The following is a 15,956-nucleotide window of genomic DNA, read 5'->3' on the forward strand; positions in this document are numbered from 1 at the left end:
GCTCAGACCTCGCCAAAAAAAGCGCGGTGGAAGGCAACTTCGCCCATCGGAAGTTCATCGTCGAATGGCAGGACAAGCAAGTTTTCGGCGGGAACGCCCTTGTGCGAGATGCCGGGCTCCGCCCGGAAGCCGAAGCGATGGTAGAAGCCGGGATCCCCGACCAGAACCGCGCCGCGCGCGCCGTCATCCTTCAGGAGCTCCAACCCGCCGAGCATCAGCGCCGAGCCTATCCCCCTGTTCTGATAGTCCGGATCGACGGCAACGGGGCCAATGCCATACCAGCCCCTTGCGCCGCCGGAAAAGCCGACCGGAGAAAAGGCGATATGCCCGACGATCCGATCGTCTTCCTCCGCCACCAGCGCAAGCGAGAGCGCGCCTGCTCCTCTCAGGCGGCGAATGATATCCGGCTCGCTGCCGTCGCTGTGGGGATGCCCATAAAAGGCACGGCGCACAAGCGCATCCACGGCACGGACATCGCTAAATTGTTCACGGCGTATCTTCATCTTCGTGATCCTCCTCGTGGTGGAGATTATCACATTTGTTAGTTCGGTCGCTTGATCCGCCTCACTCCACCGTCACGGCCTTGGCAAGGTTTCGCGGCTGGTCCGCATCCGTGCCCATGAAGACGGCCGTGTGATAGGCGAGCAGCTGGATCGGCAGGGCGAACACCATGGGCGCGATGAATTCCGGCATATCCGGCAGTACGATCGTTTCCATGGTCTTCAGGTCTGACGCGGCGGCTCCCGCCTCGTCGGTGATGAAGACGATGCGGCCGTCGCGGGCGGCGACCTCCTGCATGTTGGAGACCGTCTTTTCGAAGAAACGGTCATGCGGTGCGATGACGATGACAGGCATATTCTCGTCGATCAGGGCGATCGGCCCGTGCTTCAGCTCGCCCGCGGCATAGCCCTCGGCGTGGATATAGGTGATTTCCTTAAGTTTCAGCGCGCCTTCCAGCGCCAGCGGATAGCTGGTGCCGCGGCCGAGATAGAGCACGTGATGGAAGCGCGACAGTTCCCGCGCCAGCCGCTCGATCTGCGGCTGGACCGCATGCAGCACCCGGCTCATCAGGCGCGGCACTTCGGAAAGCTGATGGACGAGCCTCTGCTCTTCCTCCAGCGACAGGGCTCCCCGTTCGCGTCCCGCCCTGAGCGCCAGCGCTGCCATCAGCGCGAGCTGGCAGGTAAAGGCCTTGGTCGAGGCAACGGAAATCTCCGGCCCGGCGAGAATCGGAAAGACCGCATCGGCCTCGCGGGCAATCGTCGAACCGGTGACGTTGACGAGCGCGCCGGTCTTCACCCCGTTGGCCTTGCAGTAGCGCAGCGATGCGAGCGTATCGGCGGTCTCGCCGGACTGGGAGACGAACAGCGCCAGCTGGTCTTGCGCCAACGGCATTTCGCGATAGCGGAATTCCGAGGCGACATCGATCTCGACGGGAAGCCTGGCGAAGCGCTCGATCCAGTATTTGCCGATCAGGCCGGACAGATAGGCGGTGCCGCAGGCCGCGATCGCCAGCTTCGAGACATTGGAGAAATCGATCCCGTCGCCGTCCGTTTGCGCGCGCTGATTGGCAAAGTCGCAATAATGGCCGAGCGTGTGCGAGATCACCTCCGGCTGGTCGAAGATCTCCTTCTCCATGAAGTGGCGATGATTGCCCTTGTCGATCAGCAGGGAAGAGAGCTGCAGCGGCTGGCGCTTGCGCGAGACGGGTGCGCCGGAAAAATCGCAGAATTCGACGCCGTCGCGGTCGACAATGGCCATGTCGCCATCCTCGAGATAGGAAATTCCCGCGGCAAAGGGCGCAAGCGCGATCGCGTCCGAACCGACATACATTTCCGAGGCGCCGTAGCCGACGGCAAGCGGCGGGCCGTAGCGGGCGACATAAAGCGTCTCCGGCCGGTCCTGAAACAGGATCACCAGCGCGAAGGCGCCGGTCACCCTTTGCAGCATGGCGAGCACCGCATCACGCGGGGCCATGCCTTCGCGGCGATACCTGTCCAGCAGCCTCGCGACAATCTCCGTGTCGGTCTCCGTCTCGAAGACCGCGCCGTCCGCCGCAAGCTCGGCGCGCAGTTCGGCGAAATTCTCGATGATGCCGTTGTGGACCACGGCGACGTCGCCAGCAATGTGGGGATGCGCATTGGTCTCGTTCGGCACGCCATGGGTGGCCCAGCGGGTATGGGCGATACCGGTCACGCCGTCGACCGGATCTTGCGAAAGGCGGGCGCGCAGATTTTCCAGCTTGCCCGGAGCGCGCCTTCGAGAGAGCGCCCCGTCAGACTCGATGACGGCGATGCCGGCGGAGTCATAGCCGCGATATTCCAGGCGCTTCAAAGCATCAACCAGCCGCTCGGCGACCGGCTCGCGGCCGACAATTCCGACAATTCCGCACATTCCGCTGTTCTCTCCGCTGGATTTCTAGGATTTCGACTGCTTCGCCGCCTTGATGGCGCGGGCGCGGGCGCGGATCAGCTCGGCCCGCCCTTCCCGGTTTTCCTGCCGGCCGCGCGCGATCGCCAGCGCATTATCCGGCACGTCGGTGGTGATGACGCTGCCCGATCCGACATAGGCGCCATTGCCGATCGCAACCGGTGCGACCAGCGCCGAATTGGATCCGATGAAGGCGCTCTCGCCGATTATGGTCCGCGCCTTGTTGACGCCGTCATAATTGCAGGTGATCGTTCCCGCGCCGATATTCGCCTTCGCGCCGACGCTGGCGTCGCCGATATAGCTCAGATGGTTGACCTTGGCGCCGACGCCGATATCGCCGTTCTTCACCTCGCAGAAATTGCCGACCTTGGCGTCGTCATGCAGCACAGCGCCGGGCCTCAGGCGGGCGAAAGGCCCCACCTGGCTGCCGGATGCGACCGACGCCCCCTCGATATGGCTGAAGGCATGGATGGCGACATTGGCGGCGATGCGCACGCCCGGCCCGAACCAGACATTGGGTTCGATCACCGTGTCGGGGCCGATCTCCGTATCGTAGGACAGGAACACCGTCTCCGGAGCGATCATGGTGACGCCGGAGAGCATCAGTTCGCGACGGCGGCGGACCTGCCATATCCGTTCCAGTTCAGCCAGTTCGGCGCGGTTGTTGCAGCCGAGCACCTCTTGCGGGTCGGCCATCACCACGCTCGCCCGGCCGCCCTTTGCAAGCGCCACCTCCACCACGTCGGTCAGATAATACTCGCCCTTGGCGTTGTCGTTGCCGATCGCATCGAGGAATTCGAGCGCGCGCCGACCGTTGATTGCCATCAGGCCGCTGTTGCAGAGCGTTACCGCGCGTTCTTCGGCGCTCGCATCCTTTTCCTCGCGGATCGCCGCCAGCGCCCCGTCTTTCACCAAAAGACGGCCGTAGCCTGTCGGATCTGCGGCTTCGAAGCCGATGACCACGACATCACTGCCCTCTGCCAGCGCAGCGCGGGTCCTGCCGAGCGTTTCGGCAGTGATCAAGGGCGTATCGCCATAGGTGACGATGAGGTCGTCAAAACCTGCTGCAATCGCCTCGCGCGCGGCGAGCACGGCATGGGCGGTGCCGAGGCGTTCCGTCTGCTCGAAGGTCCTCAGGGTCTTGCCTGCGGAAGCGCAGGCGGCTGCCACCTTGTCGCCGTCGCGGCCGACGACGAGCACAGTCTCGTCCACGCCGGAACGGTCAACCGTATCGACCACGTGAGCCGCCATGGCGCGTCCGGCCACTTCATGCAGCATCTTGGTCTTGTCCGATTTCATCCTGGTGCCGTCGCCGGCGGCAAGAACAATGGCCAGAGCGCTGCGTGACATGAAACCTCCATCTGCGAACCGGTTACCGCTTGTAGCGGATTCGTGCCCGAGACCTATTCAAAAATTATGAATGAAGTTTATCCGTTTCGGGCATGAGGCGGGCTGCAACAAAAAAGGCGCCCTTTCGGACGCCTTTCCTGTATCAGTTGTGCCTGGATTACTCCGAACTCGGAATCGTGCCGTCGACGCCTTCGACCAGAACGTTGAGGCCGAGCAGCGTGCCGTCATCGGCGGTCTCGCCTTCGGCAAGCCACGGCGTGCCGTCCTGCAGGGTGACCGGGCCGGTAAACGGCTTCAGTTCGCCGGAGATGATCTTGGCCTCGGTCTCTTCAGCCAGAGCCTTCACGTCATCGGGCATGTTGGTATAGGGCGCCATCGACAGGATGCCGTCCTTCAGGCCGTCCCAGCTCTGCTCCGACGTCCAGGTGCCGTCCTGCACCGCCTTGACGCGCTTGATATAGTAAGGCGCCCAGGTATCGAGGATCGCCGTCAGCTGGGTTTCCGGACCGGCCTCGATCATGTCGGACGCCTGGCCAAAGGCCTTGATGCCGCGCTCGGCGGCGATCTGCATCGGCGCGGTCGTGTCCGTGTGCTGCGCCAGGACGTCGACACCCTGGTCGATCAGCGCCTTGGCGGCGTCAGCTTCGCGGCCCGGGTCGAACCAGGTGTTGGCCCAGACGACCTTGGTCGTGAAGTCGGGGTTGACCGACTGCGCGCCGAGCTGGAAGGCATCGATGCCCATCACGACTTCGGGAATCGGGAAGGAACCGATATAGCCGCCGATGCCGCTTTCGGAGATCGAACCGGCAATGACGCCGGAGATGTAGCGGCCTTCATAGAAACGCGAATTGTAGGTCGCGACATTGTCGGCGGTCTTGAAGCCGGTCGCGTGTTCGAATTTGACATCGGGATATTTGGCGGCGACCTTCAGGGTCGGCTCCATGAAGCCGAACGAGGTGGTGAAGACGATGGTGCAGCCGGAGCGGGCCATGCGCTCGATCGCGCGCTCGGCGTCCGGGCCTTCCGGCACGTTCTCGATATAGGCGGTCTCGATGCCGAGCGTGTCTTCCAGCTCCTGGCGGGCGATGTCGTGCGCCTGGGTCCAGCCGCCGTCTGTCGCCGAGCCGACATAGACGAAGCAGGCTTTGATGTCTTCCTGGGCGGCAGCACCGGAGGCGGCAAAGCCGGCAATGACAGCCGCGGAGGCGGCGAGAGCGAGTTTCAGGGATTTCATTGTTCACCTCTTTCGGTTTGATCGAAAATGATAAGTCTAGCCTGCCTAGCGGTCCGGCACAAAGGGTTTGCCGAGCGCCGCAGGCGTATTGATCAGCGTCATCCTGCGGTTCTGCGAGATGATGACGAGGACGAGAATGGTCACGACATAGGGCAGCGCCGAGAGGAACTGCGAGGGAATGGCGATGCCGAAGGCCTGGGCATGAAGCTGGCCGATGGTAACCGCGCCGAAGAGATAGCCGCCGAGCAGCACGCCCCAGGGCCGCCATGAGGCGAAGACCACCAGCGCCAGCGCGATCCAGCCCCTGCCCGCCGCCATGTTTTCCGTCCATTGCGGCGTATAGACCAGCGACAGCTGCGCGCCCGCAAGACCGGCGCAGGCGCCGCCGAACATCACCGCCAGATAGCGGATGCCGATGACATTGATGCCGAGCGCATGGGCCGATGCGTGGCTGTCTCCGACGGCGCGAAGCACAAGGCCCTTGCGCGTCTTGAACAGGAACCAGGAGGTTCCGGCGACGATGGCGATCGACAGGTAGAAGAACAGGTCCTGATCGAACAGAAGCGGCCCGACAAAGGGGATGTCGGAGAGCAGCGGAATGTCGAATGACGGCATTTTCACGCCCGCCCGGCCGACAAGGCTTTCGCCGATCATTGCAGAAAGCCCCTGGCCCAGGATGGTGAGCGCCAGGCCGGTCGCGACCTGGTTTGCGACCAGCGTCAACGTCAGGAAGCCGAATAGCAGCGAGAAGATCGCGCCTGTGGCGAGACCCGCCAGCATGCCGAGATAGGGCGAGCCGGTGGCATGGGCGGCGGCAAAGGCGCCGACGGCGCCCATCACCATCATGCCTTCGACGCCGAGGTTCAGGACACCGGCGCGTTCGCAGACGAGTTCGCCGATCGCTGCCAGAACCAGCGGCGTGGATGCGGTGATGACGGTCAGGAGAATGGCTTCGACGATCATGACGCTTTCCCCTCGGACGACTTGCCCGCGAAAATCACCCGCACCTTGTAGAGGATCAGCGTGTCGCAGGAGAGAACGAAAAACAGCAGCATGCCCTGGAATACGCGGGTGACCTTGTCGGAGACGCCGAGCGTGAACTGCACGCCCTCGCCGCCGATATAGGTCAGCGCTAGCACAAGACCCGAAACGATCGCGCCGAGCGGATTGAGGCGGCCGAGAAAGGCGACGATGATGGCTGTGAAACCGTAGCCGGGCGAAATCTGCGGCTGGAGATAGCCGAGCGCGCCGGAAATCTCGCTGATGCCGGCAAGCCCTGCCAGTCCGCCCGAGAGCAGGAAACAGAACCAGACCATCTTGCGCGACGAAAAGCCGGCGAACCGGCCTGCCCGCTGCGACTGGCCGATGACGTTGACCTCGAAGCCCTTCAGCGTGAAGCGCATCATGAACCAGACGACGAAGGCGGCGAGGATGGCCAGAGCGAAGCCGTAATGGGCACGTCCGGACGAGACCATTTCGGGCAGCATGGCGGCATCGACGAAGGCGCGCGTCTGCGGAAAGTTGAAGCCCTGCGGATTGCGCCACGCGCCGCGCACCAGCCAGTCGAGGAAAAGCTGGGCGACATAGACGAGCATCAGCGACGTCAGGATCTCGTTGGTGTTGAAGTAGTTCTTCAACAGCGCCGGAATGCCGGCATAGAGCGCGCCGCCGACGGCGCCCATCACCAGCATGATCGGCAGCAGCAGCGGCGACGACCATTCGTAGAAATAGACCGGCACGATGGAGCCGACGATGGCGCCGACGGTGAACTGCCCCTCCGCGCCGATATTCCAGATGTTGGAACGGTAGCAGACCGTCAGACCGACCGCGATCATGATCAGCGGCGCCGCCTTGATCATCAGTTCGTGCAGCGACCAGATGTCGGTGAGCGGTTCGATGAAGAAGCTGTAGAGCGCCTCCATCGGGTCCTTGCCCAAAAGCGCGAACATGATCGCGCCGAAGAACACCGTCAGGCCGAACGCGATCAGCGGCGAGAGCAGCGAAAACAGCGGTGAACTGTCGGCGCGCCGTTCAAGTTCAATGCGCATCGGCGGTCTCCACGTCCTTGCCCGCATCCTCGCCATGGATGCCGCCCATCAACAGCCCGATCCGCTCTCGCGTCATCGTTTCGGCCGGATGGCTGTCCGAAAGCCGGCCCTCGGAGATGACCGCGATCCTTGTCGCGATCTCGAAAATCTCGTCAAGATCCTGCGAAATCACCAGAACGGCAGAGCCCGATTTGGCAAGGTCGACGAGCGACTGGCGGATATGGGCCGCAGCGCCGGCATCCACGCCCCAGGTCGGCTGGTTGACGATGATGACCTTGGGCTTGCGGTCGAGCTCGCGCCCGACGATGAACTTCTGCAGATTGCCGCCCGAAAGCGAGCCGGCCGCCGGGTTCTCGCCGCTCTTGCGCACATCCATGAAGCCGGCGATCTCGCCAGTGCGCGCGCGGGCGACGGCGCGGCGGATGACCCTCAGCGGACCGCCGGCCAGAAAGGTCTCCGATTCGGCCTGGTTGCGCGCCAGAATCAGGTTTTCGGAAAGCGTCATCCCGGTCACCGCGGCATGGCCGTGGCGCTCCTCGGGAACGAACCCCGCGCCGAGCTTGCGCCGGGCATTGATGCCCTTGGCGCCGACGGGCTGGCCGTCGATCTGGACGGAGATGTTGTCGTCAACCGGATATTCGCCGGAAAGCGCGTCGAACAGCTCCGACTGGCCATTGCCGGCCACCCCCGCAATGGCCAGGATCTCGCCGGCCTTCACCTCGAGATAGATATCCTTGAGCGCGGTGGAAAACGGCGTGCGCGCCGGCGCGTTCAGCCCCTTCGCCTCGAGCAGAACCTTGCCGGCCTTGATCGCCTCCGGCCGGGTGATCTCGGACACTTCGCCGCCGACCATCATCCGCGCCAGCGACGATGCCGTCTCATTGCGCGGGTTGCAGTCGCCCGTCACCTTGCCGTGGCGCAGCACGGTCGCCTTGTCGCAGATGCGTTGCACCTCTTCCAGCCTGTGAGAGATATAGAGAACCGAGCGCCCTTCCGCCTTCAGCTTGGCAAGCGTCTCGAACAGCCGGTCGGCTTCCTGCGGGGTCAGAACCGATGTCGGCTCGTCGAGGATGATCAGGCTCGGGTTCTGCAACAGCGCCCGCACGATCTCAATGCGCTGGCGCTCGCCGACCGAGAGATCGGCGACATGGGCGCGCGGGTCGAGCGGCAAGCCGTATTCGACCGAAAGCCTGCGTGACTCTTCCGCGATCTTCGCAAGGGAAATGCCCGGATCGAGCGACAGCGCGATATTCTCGGCGACCGTCAGCGCCTCGAACAGCGAAAAATGCTGGAACACCATGCCGATGCCGATCCTGCGGGCGGCAGCCGGCGCCTCAATGCGCTGTGGCTTGCCCTCCCAGAGAATCTCGCCTTCGGACGGCTCCAGCACGCCGAACAGCATCTTGACCAGTGTGGATTTGCCGGCGCCGTTCTCGCCGAGCAAAGCGTGGATTTCGCCCTTGTCGATGGTGAGATCGATGCCGTCGCAGGCGGCGAAAGTGCCGAAATATTTCGTCAGACCCCGGACGGACAGCAGCGGTCCGCCCGCCTGATTATCGTTTTGGTTCAAACTGCCCTCCGGTCTTCACCCGAAAACGCATACCGGTCCTGCCGCACGCATCAAGCCCCAGAAATTGATTAAAAAATAGAACTTCCCCCGTACTGCGTACAAATGAAGCACGAACCCTCATTGAAACGCAATGACTTTTGCCGATTTCCCAACGACTTTATTCAACCGAGTGGCAGCCTCCGTCAAAACTCGGCCCGTGTCTCGGCCGCCCGCGAGCCGAGCTTCGGCAGAAACTGAAGCACCATCCCGATGAGATAAAGATACACGCCGCTTGCGACGAACAGCGCTTCGATCAACACCGGCGCATCGAAACGGGCAAGAAGCGCGATGAAGCCGGTGATGCACCAAACCGCAAAGACGCCGAGATTGAGCGGCCGCAACCGCTTGACCCGGACCGGATGCAGGAAGTTGACCGGTGCGAAGGTGAGCGCGACCGAGACCAGAACGATCGCCATGGCGAGCAGCGAGGACGGCTCGATCACGAAGAAGGAGAACACCACCATGTTCCAGACCACGGGGAAGCCGGAGAAGAAATTCTCGTCGGTCTTCATGCCGCTGTCTGCGTAATAGATCGCGCTGGAAACGACGATCAGCGCGGCCGCGACGAAGGACAGCGGCTCGCCGATCATATGCGACTGGTAGAGCGCAAAGGCCGGCAGCAGCACATAGGTGACATAGTCGATGATGTTGTCGAGCATGACGCCCGACCAGCTGGGCAGCACCTCGCTGACCTTGAGGCGGCGCGCGATCGGCCCGTCGATGCCGTCGACCAGAAGTGCCGCGCCGAGCCACCAGAACATGGCGACGAATCGCCCCTCCGCCGCGGCGACCACGCCAAGGAAAGCCAGAAACGAGCCCGATGCCGTCAGGATATGGACGGAAAACGCCCGGATCTCCGCGTAAGGAACTCTGCGCCGACTGAATAAACCCATTCGATTTCCGTCACGTTCCGGCCTGAAACGGCCCTGTGGCCTCAATACCCCCACAATGCACCAGAACCGGCCCGAGGTACAAAAAAAACATGTTTTTCCATAATTTTTCGCGGCAAAACCCGGCAAGCCGCATTATATCGGATGCAAACGTTTCCCGGTTGAGACGAGGTTTTTCAGATGTCGGATTATGAGATTGCCGTTGTCGGCGGCGGACCTGCCGGAATGATTTCCGCACTCGCGCTTGCCCGTGCCGGACGAAAGGTCGCGCTTGTCGCGCCTGCGCCGAATGTCAGCGACCACCGCACCACGGCGCTGATGGATCACTCGATCGCGCTTCTGACCCGCCTTGGCCTCTGGCAGGCGATCAAGCCGGAGGCGGCGCCCCTGAAAACCATGCGCATCATCGACGGCACGGGCCGGCTTGTGCGTGCGCCAACGGTCGCCTTCCGTTCCGCCGAGATCGATCTTGAGGCTTTCGGCTACAATATTCCCAACAGGGTTCTCGTCGCCAGACTTGCGGATGCGGTGCGGGGCGAACCCAACATCGCCCATCTCGAAAGCAGCGCCGAGACGATCCTTGCCGGCAAGGACGCGGTTTCGCTGACGCTTGCCGACGGCGAAGCGATTTCAGCCGATCTCGTGGTCGGCTCTGACGGTCGGCGTTCGAAGGTGCGCGAAAGCGCCGGCATTTCCGTCAGGCAATGGTCCTACAAACAGTCCGCCGTCGTGCTCAATTTCGCTCATGCGCTTGCCCATGACGATATCTCGACGGAGTTTCACACCCGCGGCGGCCCCTTCACCCAGGTGCCGCTGCCGGACAGGCACCGCTCCAGCCTTGTCTGGGTGATGGACACCCCCGCTGCGGAGGCCATGGCCGCGCGGCCGGAAGAAGAGATCGCCGCCGCCATCGAGGAGCGCATGCAGTCGCTGCTCGGGAGCGTTTCGGTCGAGGGACCGGTGCAGAAATGGCCGCTCTCCTCGATGGTGGCGAACCGCTTCGGCAAGGGCCGGATGGTGCTTGTCGGCGAGGCCGCCCATGCCTTTCCGCCGATCGGCGCGCAGGGCCTCAATCTTTCGCTGCGTGATATCATGCGCCTTGCCCGAATGCTGGACGGCATCGACGGCTCGAAGATCTCGTCGCGGACCGGCGAGCGCTATGATTTCATGCGTCGCTCGGACGTCTGGAGCAGGACGGCGAGCGTCGATTTGCTGAACCGTTCGCTGCTCGCCGATTTCATTCCCGCCCAGCTTGCCCGTTCGGCCGGACTTTACATGCTGTCGGCCGTGCCGCCGCTGCGCCAGTTCGCCATGCGCGAAGGCGTGGAGCCGCTCAGGGGCGTCAAGGCGCTCTTTGCAGGTTAAAGCGGGATCACGCTCCCGTCGATCAGCGCCAGGAGCACGGCAAGCGTGGCGGCCGAGCAGACGGTGGTGATCAGGATCGTCGCCGAGGCGCGCTCGTACCAGATGCCGTATTGCTGGGCGATGACGAAAACATTGGTGGCCGTGGGCAGCGCCGCCAGCAGCACCGCCGCCTCGACCCAGACCGGATCGAAGCCGCCATGGATCATCATGAAGGCATAGACCAGAAGCGGGTGAAGGACGAGCTTGGCGGGCACGATATAGCCGATCTCCGCCGGCACCCGTTTCACCGGCCTGAGAGCAAGCGTCACCCCCATGGCGAAGAGCGCGCAGGGCGCGGCGGCCTGCGCCAGATAGTCGACCAGTCTGTCGACGGCTTCCGGCACGGGGGCGCCTGTCGCCGCAACCGCAAAGCCGAGCGCGGTGGCAATGATGAAGGGATGCAGCAGCGCCTTTGCCAGCACCTGGCGGGCAAGCGCGCTCTTGCGCACGGTCCCGCCTTCAGCCACCGCCATCACCATCGGCGCCACGATGAAATGCAGGGCGTTTTCGAAACAGACGATCAACGCCACCGGCACGGCCGCCGCCTCTCCCAAAGCCAGAAGTGCAAGCCCAGGTCCCATATAGCCGATATTGCCGTAGGAACCGGCAAAGGCCTGGATCGTGCTTTCGCGCACGCCGTTGCGTTTCCAGAAATAGCCGGCGGCAAAGAGCGCCAGAAACACGCAATAGGTCGCCATCAGGTCGACCGAAATGAAATCGAGCCGGGCGAGCTGATCGAACGGCGTGTTCGAAACGAGCTTGAAAAACAGCGCCGGCAGCGCCGCATAGACGATGAAGACATTGAGCCAGACGAGGCCCGCCTCGGGCTGCCGGATGATCCTGGCGGCGATGAAGCCGGCGGCGATCAGCCCGAAGAACGGAAAGAGAAGCTGGAAAATGCCTGACATTGCGCGAAACCCCGGGTTTCGCAGGCCCTAGCCGATTTGCGAGAGAACGGGGAAGGTCTGCTGGAACCAGATCGCCATATCCGCAATGAAGCCGAAAAGAAAGGCGAGCCCGGTGAGAATCAGCAGCGCGCCCATGGTTTTTTCCACCGCGCCCAGATGTCTTCGGAAGCGCGAGAGGAAACGCATGAAGGCGCCCGAGAACAGCGCGGCGATCCAGAAGGGCACGGCAAGGCCAAGCGAATAGATGGCCAGCAGCACAGCGCCGTTGGCCACCGTCGCCTTTGTCGCCGCCACGGCGAGGATCGCGCCAAGAACGGGGCCGATGCACGGCGTCCAGCCAAAGGCGAAGGCAAGCCCCATCACATAGGCGCCGGAAACGCTTGCCGGCTTTCCGCCGCCGTGAAACCGCGCCTCGCGCGACAGGAACGGGATTTTCAGCACGCCGAGGAAATTCAGCCCCATGATGATGATGATCACGCCGCCGACCTTGGCGAGGATATCCATATATTGCCGCAGCAACTGGCCGATCGACGATGCCCCTGCGCCGAGCGCCACGAAAACCGTCGCGAAGCCGAGGGTGAAGAACAGCGCCGGCAGGAGAACGCTGGCCGGCCGGACCTTCGTATCCCCCTTGAACTGGTCGATCGAGATCCCGGCCATGTAGCACAGATAGGGCGGCACCAGCGGCAGCACGCAGGGAGACAGAAAGGACAGCGCGCCGGCGAATAGCGCGGTCCACAGCGAGATATCACCAATCGACACCAGGTATTCTCCCGTTTGCCAGCCAGAGAAATTCTACGAGACAGCTTCAGAAGAATGTTCCAAGGCCTTGTTTTATTTTGCTGCCATGTTCCCGCCTCACCTCCGGTCCCTGACCTGCGCGGAAGCGGTCGCCAGGCGCCGGCGCGCATCGTTTAATCCGCAACACATGCGACGCGGGACCCGCCGGCTTCATAAACCAGAGCGCCGATCAATTCCAATCACCTTTCGGCAAAGTTTCCGTGACGCCGAATTGTCGTTACAAGCCGAATTTCCGGGTTGACCTTCGCAAAGACCCTTTCTATGTTCCGCCCACTTTCCGCTGGCCCTTTGCACAGGCGCCGGTCGAGGGAGCGCGTAGCTCAGCCGGTAGAGCAACTGACTTTTAATCAGTAGGTCCAGGGTTCGAACCCCTGCGCGCTCACCAACAAAATCAAGACGTTAGGCCTACACATCCTCTCAGAAATAGCCTAAAATACCCGGACACACAGTGGACACAGTTTCGAGGGTGTCATGGGCTCGCATTACATACTGGGTGACAAGGTCAGAATTTACCGCCGCGAGAACAGTTCGGTCTGGCAGGCGCAGGCACGGCTGGAGGGCAAAAAGTGGCGCGTCAGCACCAAAACCGACAGCCTGACGCAGGCCAAGGAGTTCGCTGAGGATTGGTATTTTGAGCTGCGCGGCAAAAGCCGGGTCGGTCAGCTGACCGCCGAACGTACCTTTGCCGATGCCGCAAAGCAGTTCCTGCTGGAATACGAGGCGATCACCAACGGCGAACGCAATCCGCGCTATGTGAAAGATCACGCCGCCCGACTCAGGAATCACCTCATCCCCTACTTTGGCGACAAGCCGCTGTCCCAGATCACGGCAGGCATGGTGCATGTTGATTTGCGCTGAGAACTGACCCGGGATTTGCGCCGAGAATTGACCCGCCTTTATATAACGTTCTATTCGGTTGTCGTGGTCAAGTTCCTCCGTCTCTCCTTTGTTGTTTTGGTTTCATGAGCTGAGCTGTTCTTGAAGCGAAAGCTGTCGTTTCCGGTCTCGAGGATATGGCAGTGGTGGGTAAGGCGGTCGAGCAGCGCGGTGGTCATCTTGGCATCGCCGAACACGCTGGCCCATTCACTGAAGCTGAGGTTGGTGGTGATGATTACGCTGGTGTGCTCGTAGAGTTTGCTCAGCAAATGGAAGAGCAGTGCGCCACCTGAGGCACTAAACGGCAGATATCCCAGTTCATCCAGAATGACGAGATCGGAATGAGCCAGGCGATTGGCGATCTGACCCGGGCGGCCTTGGGCCTTCTCCTGTTCCAGCGCGTTGACCAGTTCGACTGTTGAGAAGAACCGAACCCGCTTGTGGTGATGCTCAATGGCCTGAACGCCGATCGCGGTGGCAATGTGCGTTTTACCTGTACCGGGACCGCCGACCAGAACGATATTGTTGGCGGCGTCGAGGAACTCGCAGCGATGGAGCTGGCGCACAAGCGCTTCGTTGACCTCACTGCTGGCAAAGTCGAAGCCGTTCAGATCACGGTAGGCTGGAAAGCGTGCGGTCTTGAGCTGATAGGCAGTCGAACGGACTTCCCTCTCGGCGGTTTCGGCCTTGAGGAGTTGTGACAGGACGGGGATTGCCGCTTCGAATGCCGGCGATCCTTGTTCGGTGAGCTCGCCGACGGCTTGGGCCATGCCATGCATCTTCAATTGACGCAGCATGATGACGATCGCGCCGCTTGCGGGGTTATGGCGCATGGCGAGCCTCCGTCTTTCTCAGGGTGTCGTATCGTTCAACATTGGCCTTGGGCTCATTGGTGAGCGTCAGGGCTTGTGGTGCATCAATGGTGAGGGGCGTACAGGGTTTACCGTCGACGAGGCGATGCAGCAGGTTCAGTACATGCGTCTTGGTCGGAACGCCTGACTTCAGCGCCAGGTCCACGGCCGAGAGCACCGCTTGTTCATCGTGCTGAAGGACCAGCGCCAGAATATCGACCATCTCACGATCACCACCCGGCCTCTTGAGCAGGTATTGCTGTAAGGATCGGAATGCACCGGGGAGTTCGGCGAATGGCGCGCCATTGCGCAGGGCACCTGGCTTGCGTTGCACCACCGCCAGATAATGCCGCCAGTCGTAAATCGTCTGTCCCGGCCGGTCATGGGATCGATCGATGACGCGGCGATGCTCGCAAACGATCTGACCTTCTGCAGCGATCACAACACGTTCCGGGTAAACCCGCATGCTCACCGGCCGGTTGGCGAAGGATGCCGGGACGCTGTAGCGATTGCGTTCCAGATGCACGAGGCAGGTCGGTGTGACCCGTTTCGTATATTCGACAAACCCGTCGAATGGCCGGGAGAGAGGCATCAATACCTGAGCCTCCTCAGCCCAGATGTCGGCGATGGTGCCGCGCATCTGACCATGCGGGGTCTTGGTCCAGAACTCCTTGCAGCGAAGCTCAAGCCAATCGTTCAGGGCTTCCAATGACGGGAAGCGGGGTATGGGTTGGAAGAATCGATGGCGTGCATCCTGCACATTCTTCTCGACCTGTCCCTTCTCCCAGCCGGATGCAGGATTGCAGAACTCGGGCTCAAACACATAGTGGCTGGCCATCGCCAGGAAACGGACGTTGACGTCGCGATCCTTGCCACGGCCGACCTTGTCGATCGCCGTGCGCATATTGTCGTAGATCCCACGTCCTGGAATGCCGCCGAAGACGCGGAATGCATGATTGTGGGCGTCGAACAGCATCTCGTGCGTCTGCAGGAGGTAGGCCCGGACGATAAAGGCGCGGCTATAACTCAGCTTGGTATGCGCTACCTGCAGCTTGGTGCGCTCATTGTCGATGATGGCCCAATCTTCAGACCAGTCGAACTGGAAGGCTTCGCCCGGCTCAAATGCCAGAGGCACGAACGTTCCGCGCCCTGTCGTCTGGAATTCCCTTTGCCGGTCCGCCTTCCATTCCCGGGCAAAGGCTGCAACACGGCAATAGGAACCCTCATAGCCGAGGCTCATCAGGTCGGCATGGAGTTGCTTCAAGGTGCGCTTTTGCTTGCGGCCCTTCTTTGACTCCGTCTTCAGCCAGGCCGACAGCCGATCCGCATACGGATCAAGCTTGCTCGGCCGCTCCGGGACTTTGAACTTCGGTTCAACGCCGTCAAGTCGCAGATATTTCCGGACGGTATTCCGGGATAGGCCGGTCCTGCGACAAATCTCCCGGATCGATAAATGCTCTCGAAAATGCCAGCGCCGAATTACGCTCAATAACGCCATGTCGATCACTCCAGAACCCCCGCTTGAACCTCGCGAGGGGTGATTGAAACATGGGTC

General features: G+C 62.1%; 14 protein-coding genes and 1 tRNA gene. 3 read left to right on the forward strand and 12 right to left on the reverse strand.

The annotated features are described in order from the left end of the window. Nucleotides 1-2 precede the first annotated feature (2 nt). The 8 genes from AZF01_RS09845 to pcsA all read right to left on the reverse strand — a co-directional run bounded on the left by AZF01_RS09845 (nucleotide 3) and on the right by pcsA (nucleotide 9,564). Nucleotides 3-503 (reverse strand): GNAT family N-acetyltransferase, encoded by a 501-nt coding sequence (locus tag AZF01_RS09845; protein WP_024707837.1) that lies wholly within the window; start codon nucleotides 501-503, stop codon nucleotides 3-5. Between the two features lie 61 nt (nucleotides 504-564). Beyond that, a complete protein-coding gene (gene glmS, locus AZF01_RS09850) occupies nucleotides 565-2,394 on the reverse strand; it encodes a glutamine--fructose-6-phosphate transaminase (isomerizing) (RefSeq protein ID WP_024707836.1) in 1,830 nt (609 codons plus the stop codon). Between the two features lie 24 nt (nucleotides 2,395-2,418). Then, complete coding sequence (glmU, locus tag AZF01_RS09855; protein ID WP_024707835.1) at nucleotides 2,419-3,780, reverse strand: bifunctional UDP-N-acetylglucosamine diphosphorylase/glucosamine-1-phosphate N-acetyltransferase GlmU; 1,362 nt, start codon at nucleotides 3,778-3,780, stop codon at nucleotides 2,419-2,421. 157 nt (nucleotides 3,781-3,937) lie between these two features. After that, nucleotides 3,938-5,014 (reverse strand): BMP family ABC transporter substrate-binding protein, encoded by a 1,077-nt coding sequence (locus AZF01_RS09860; protein ID WP_024707834.1) that lies wholly within the window; start codon nucleotides 5,012-5,014, stop codon nucleotides 3,938-3,940. A 45-nt stretch (nucleotides 5,015-5,059) separates the two neighbouring features. Beyond that, complete coding sequence (locus tag AZF01_RS09865) at nucleotides 5,060-5,977, reverse strand: ABC transporter permease (RefSeq protein ID WP_024707833.1); 918 nt, start codon at nucleotides 5,975-5,977, stop codon at nucleotides 5,060-5,062. Then, nucleotides 5,974-7,062, reverse strand: a complete 1,089-nt coding sequence (locus tag AZF01_RS09870) for an ABC transporter permease (RefSeq protein WP_024707832.1) — start codon at nucleotides 7,060-7,062, stop codon at nucleotides 5,974-5,976. The genes AZF01_RS09865 and AZF01_RS09870 overlap by 4 nt, the downstream gene beginning before the upstream one ends. Further along, entirely contained in the window at nucleotides 7,052-8,632 is a 1,581-nt protein-coding gene (locus AZF01_RS09875; RefSeq protein ID WP_024707831.1) for an ABC transporter ATP-binding protein, read from the reverse strand. Before AZF01_RS09875 ends, AZF01_RS09870 begins: the two co-directional genes overlap by 11 nt. 182 nt (nucleotides 8,633-8,814) lie before the next feature. Further along, complete coding sequence (gene pcsA / locus AZF01_RS09880; protein WP_024707830.1) at nucleotides 8,815-9,564, reverse strand: phosphatidylcholine synthase; 750 nt, start codon at nucleotides 9,562-9,564, stop codon at nucleotides 8,815-8,817. Between the two features lie 177 nt (nucleotides 9,565-9,741). On the opposite strand from pcsA, the gene AZF01_RS09885 reads away from it, so the two are divergent. Then, nucleotides 9,742-10,926, forward strand: a complete 1,185-nt coding sequence (locus AZF01_RS09885) for a UbiH/UbiF family hydroxylase (protein ID WP_024707829.1) — start codon at nucleotides 9,742-9,744, stop codon at nucleotides 10,924-10,926. Here the strand turns inward: AZF01_RS09885 and AZF01_RS09890 are convergent. Both AZF01_RS09890 and AZF01_RS09895 read right to left on the reverse strand, forming a co-directional pair. Then, on the reverse strand, nucleotides 10,923-11,873 hold the full coding sequence (locus tag AZF01_RS09890) for an AEC family transporter (RefSeq protein WP_024707828.1): 951 nt from the start codon (nucleotides 11,871-11,873) through the stop codon (nucleotides 10,923-10,925). The genes AZF01_RS09885 and AZF01_RS09890 overlap by 4 nt on opposite strands. Before the next feature lie 27 nt (nucleotides 11,874-11,900). Next, nucleotides 11,901-12,635 (reverse strand): cytochrome c biogenesis CcdA family protein, encoded by a 735-nt coding sequence (locus tag AZF01_RS09895; protein WP_024707827.1) that lies wholly within the window; start codon nucleotides 12,633-12,635, stop codon nucleotides 11,901-11,903. A 348-nt stretch (nucleotides 12,636-12,983) separates the two neighbouring features. Here AZF01_RS09895 and AZF01_RS09900 point away from each other — a divergent pair. Together AZF01_RS09900 and AZF01_RS09905 are read left to right on the forward strand one after the other, a co-directional pair. Beyond that, nucleotides 12,984-13,059, forward strand: a tRNA-Lys gene (locus tag AZF01_RS09900). Nucleotides 13,060-13,145: 86 nt separating this feature from the next. Next, complete coding sequence (locus AZF01_RS09905; protein ID WP_024707826.1) at nucleotides 13,146-13,532, forward strand: hypothetical protein; 387 nt, start codon at nucleotides 13,146-13,148, stop codon at nucleotides 13,530-13,532. A gap of 50 nt (nucleotides 13,533-13,582) precedes the next feature. Here AZF01_RS09905 and istB read toward each other — a convergent pair whose 3' ends face one another. Together istB and istA are read right to left on the reverse strand one after the other, a co-directional pair. After that, complete coding sequence (gene istB, locus AZF01_RS09910; protein ID WP_024706303.1) at nucleotides 13,583-14,383, reverse strand: IS21-like element helper ATPase IstB; 801 nt, start codon at nucleotides 14,381-14,383, stop codon at nucleotides 13,583-13,585. After that, nucleotides 14,373-15,899 carry an IS21 family transposase gene (gene istA, locus AZF01_RS09915; protein ID WP_024706304.1) on the reverse strand — a complete coding sequence of 509 codons (1,527 nt, stop codon included), beginning with the start codon at nucleotides 15,897-15,899 and terminating at the stop codon, nucleotides 14,373-14,375. Before istA ends, istB begins: the two co-directional genes overlap by 11 nt. Nucleotides 15,900-15,956: the final 57 nt, after the last annotated feature.

It is taken from the genome of Martelella sp. AD-3, from assembly GCF_001578105.1.
Lineage (GTDB): Bacteria > Pseudomonadota > Alphaproteobacteria > Rhizobiales > Rhizobiaceae > Martelella.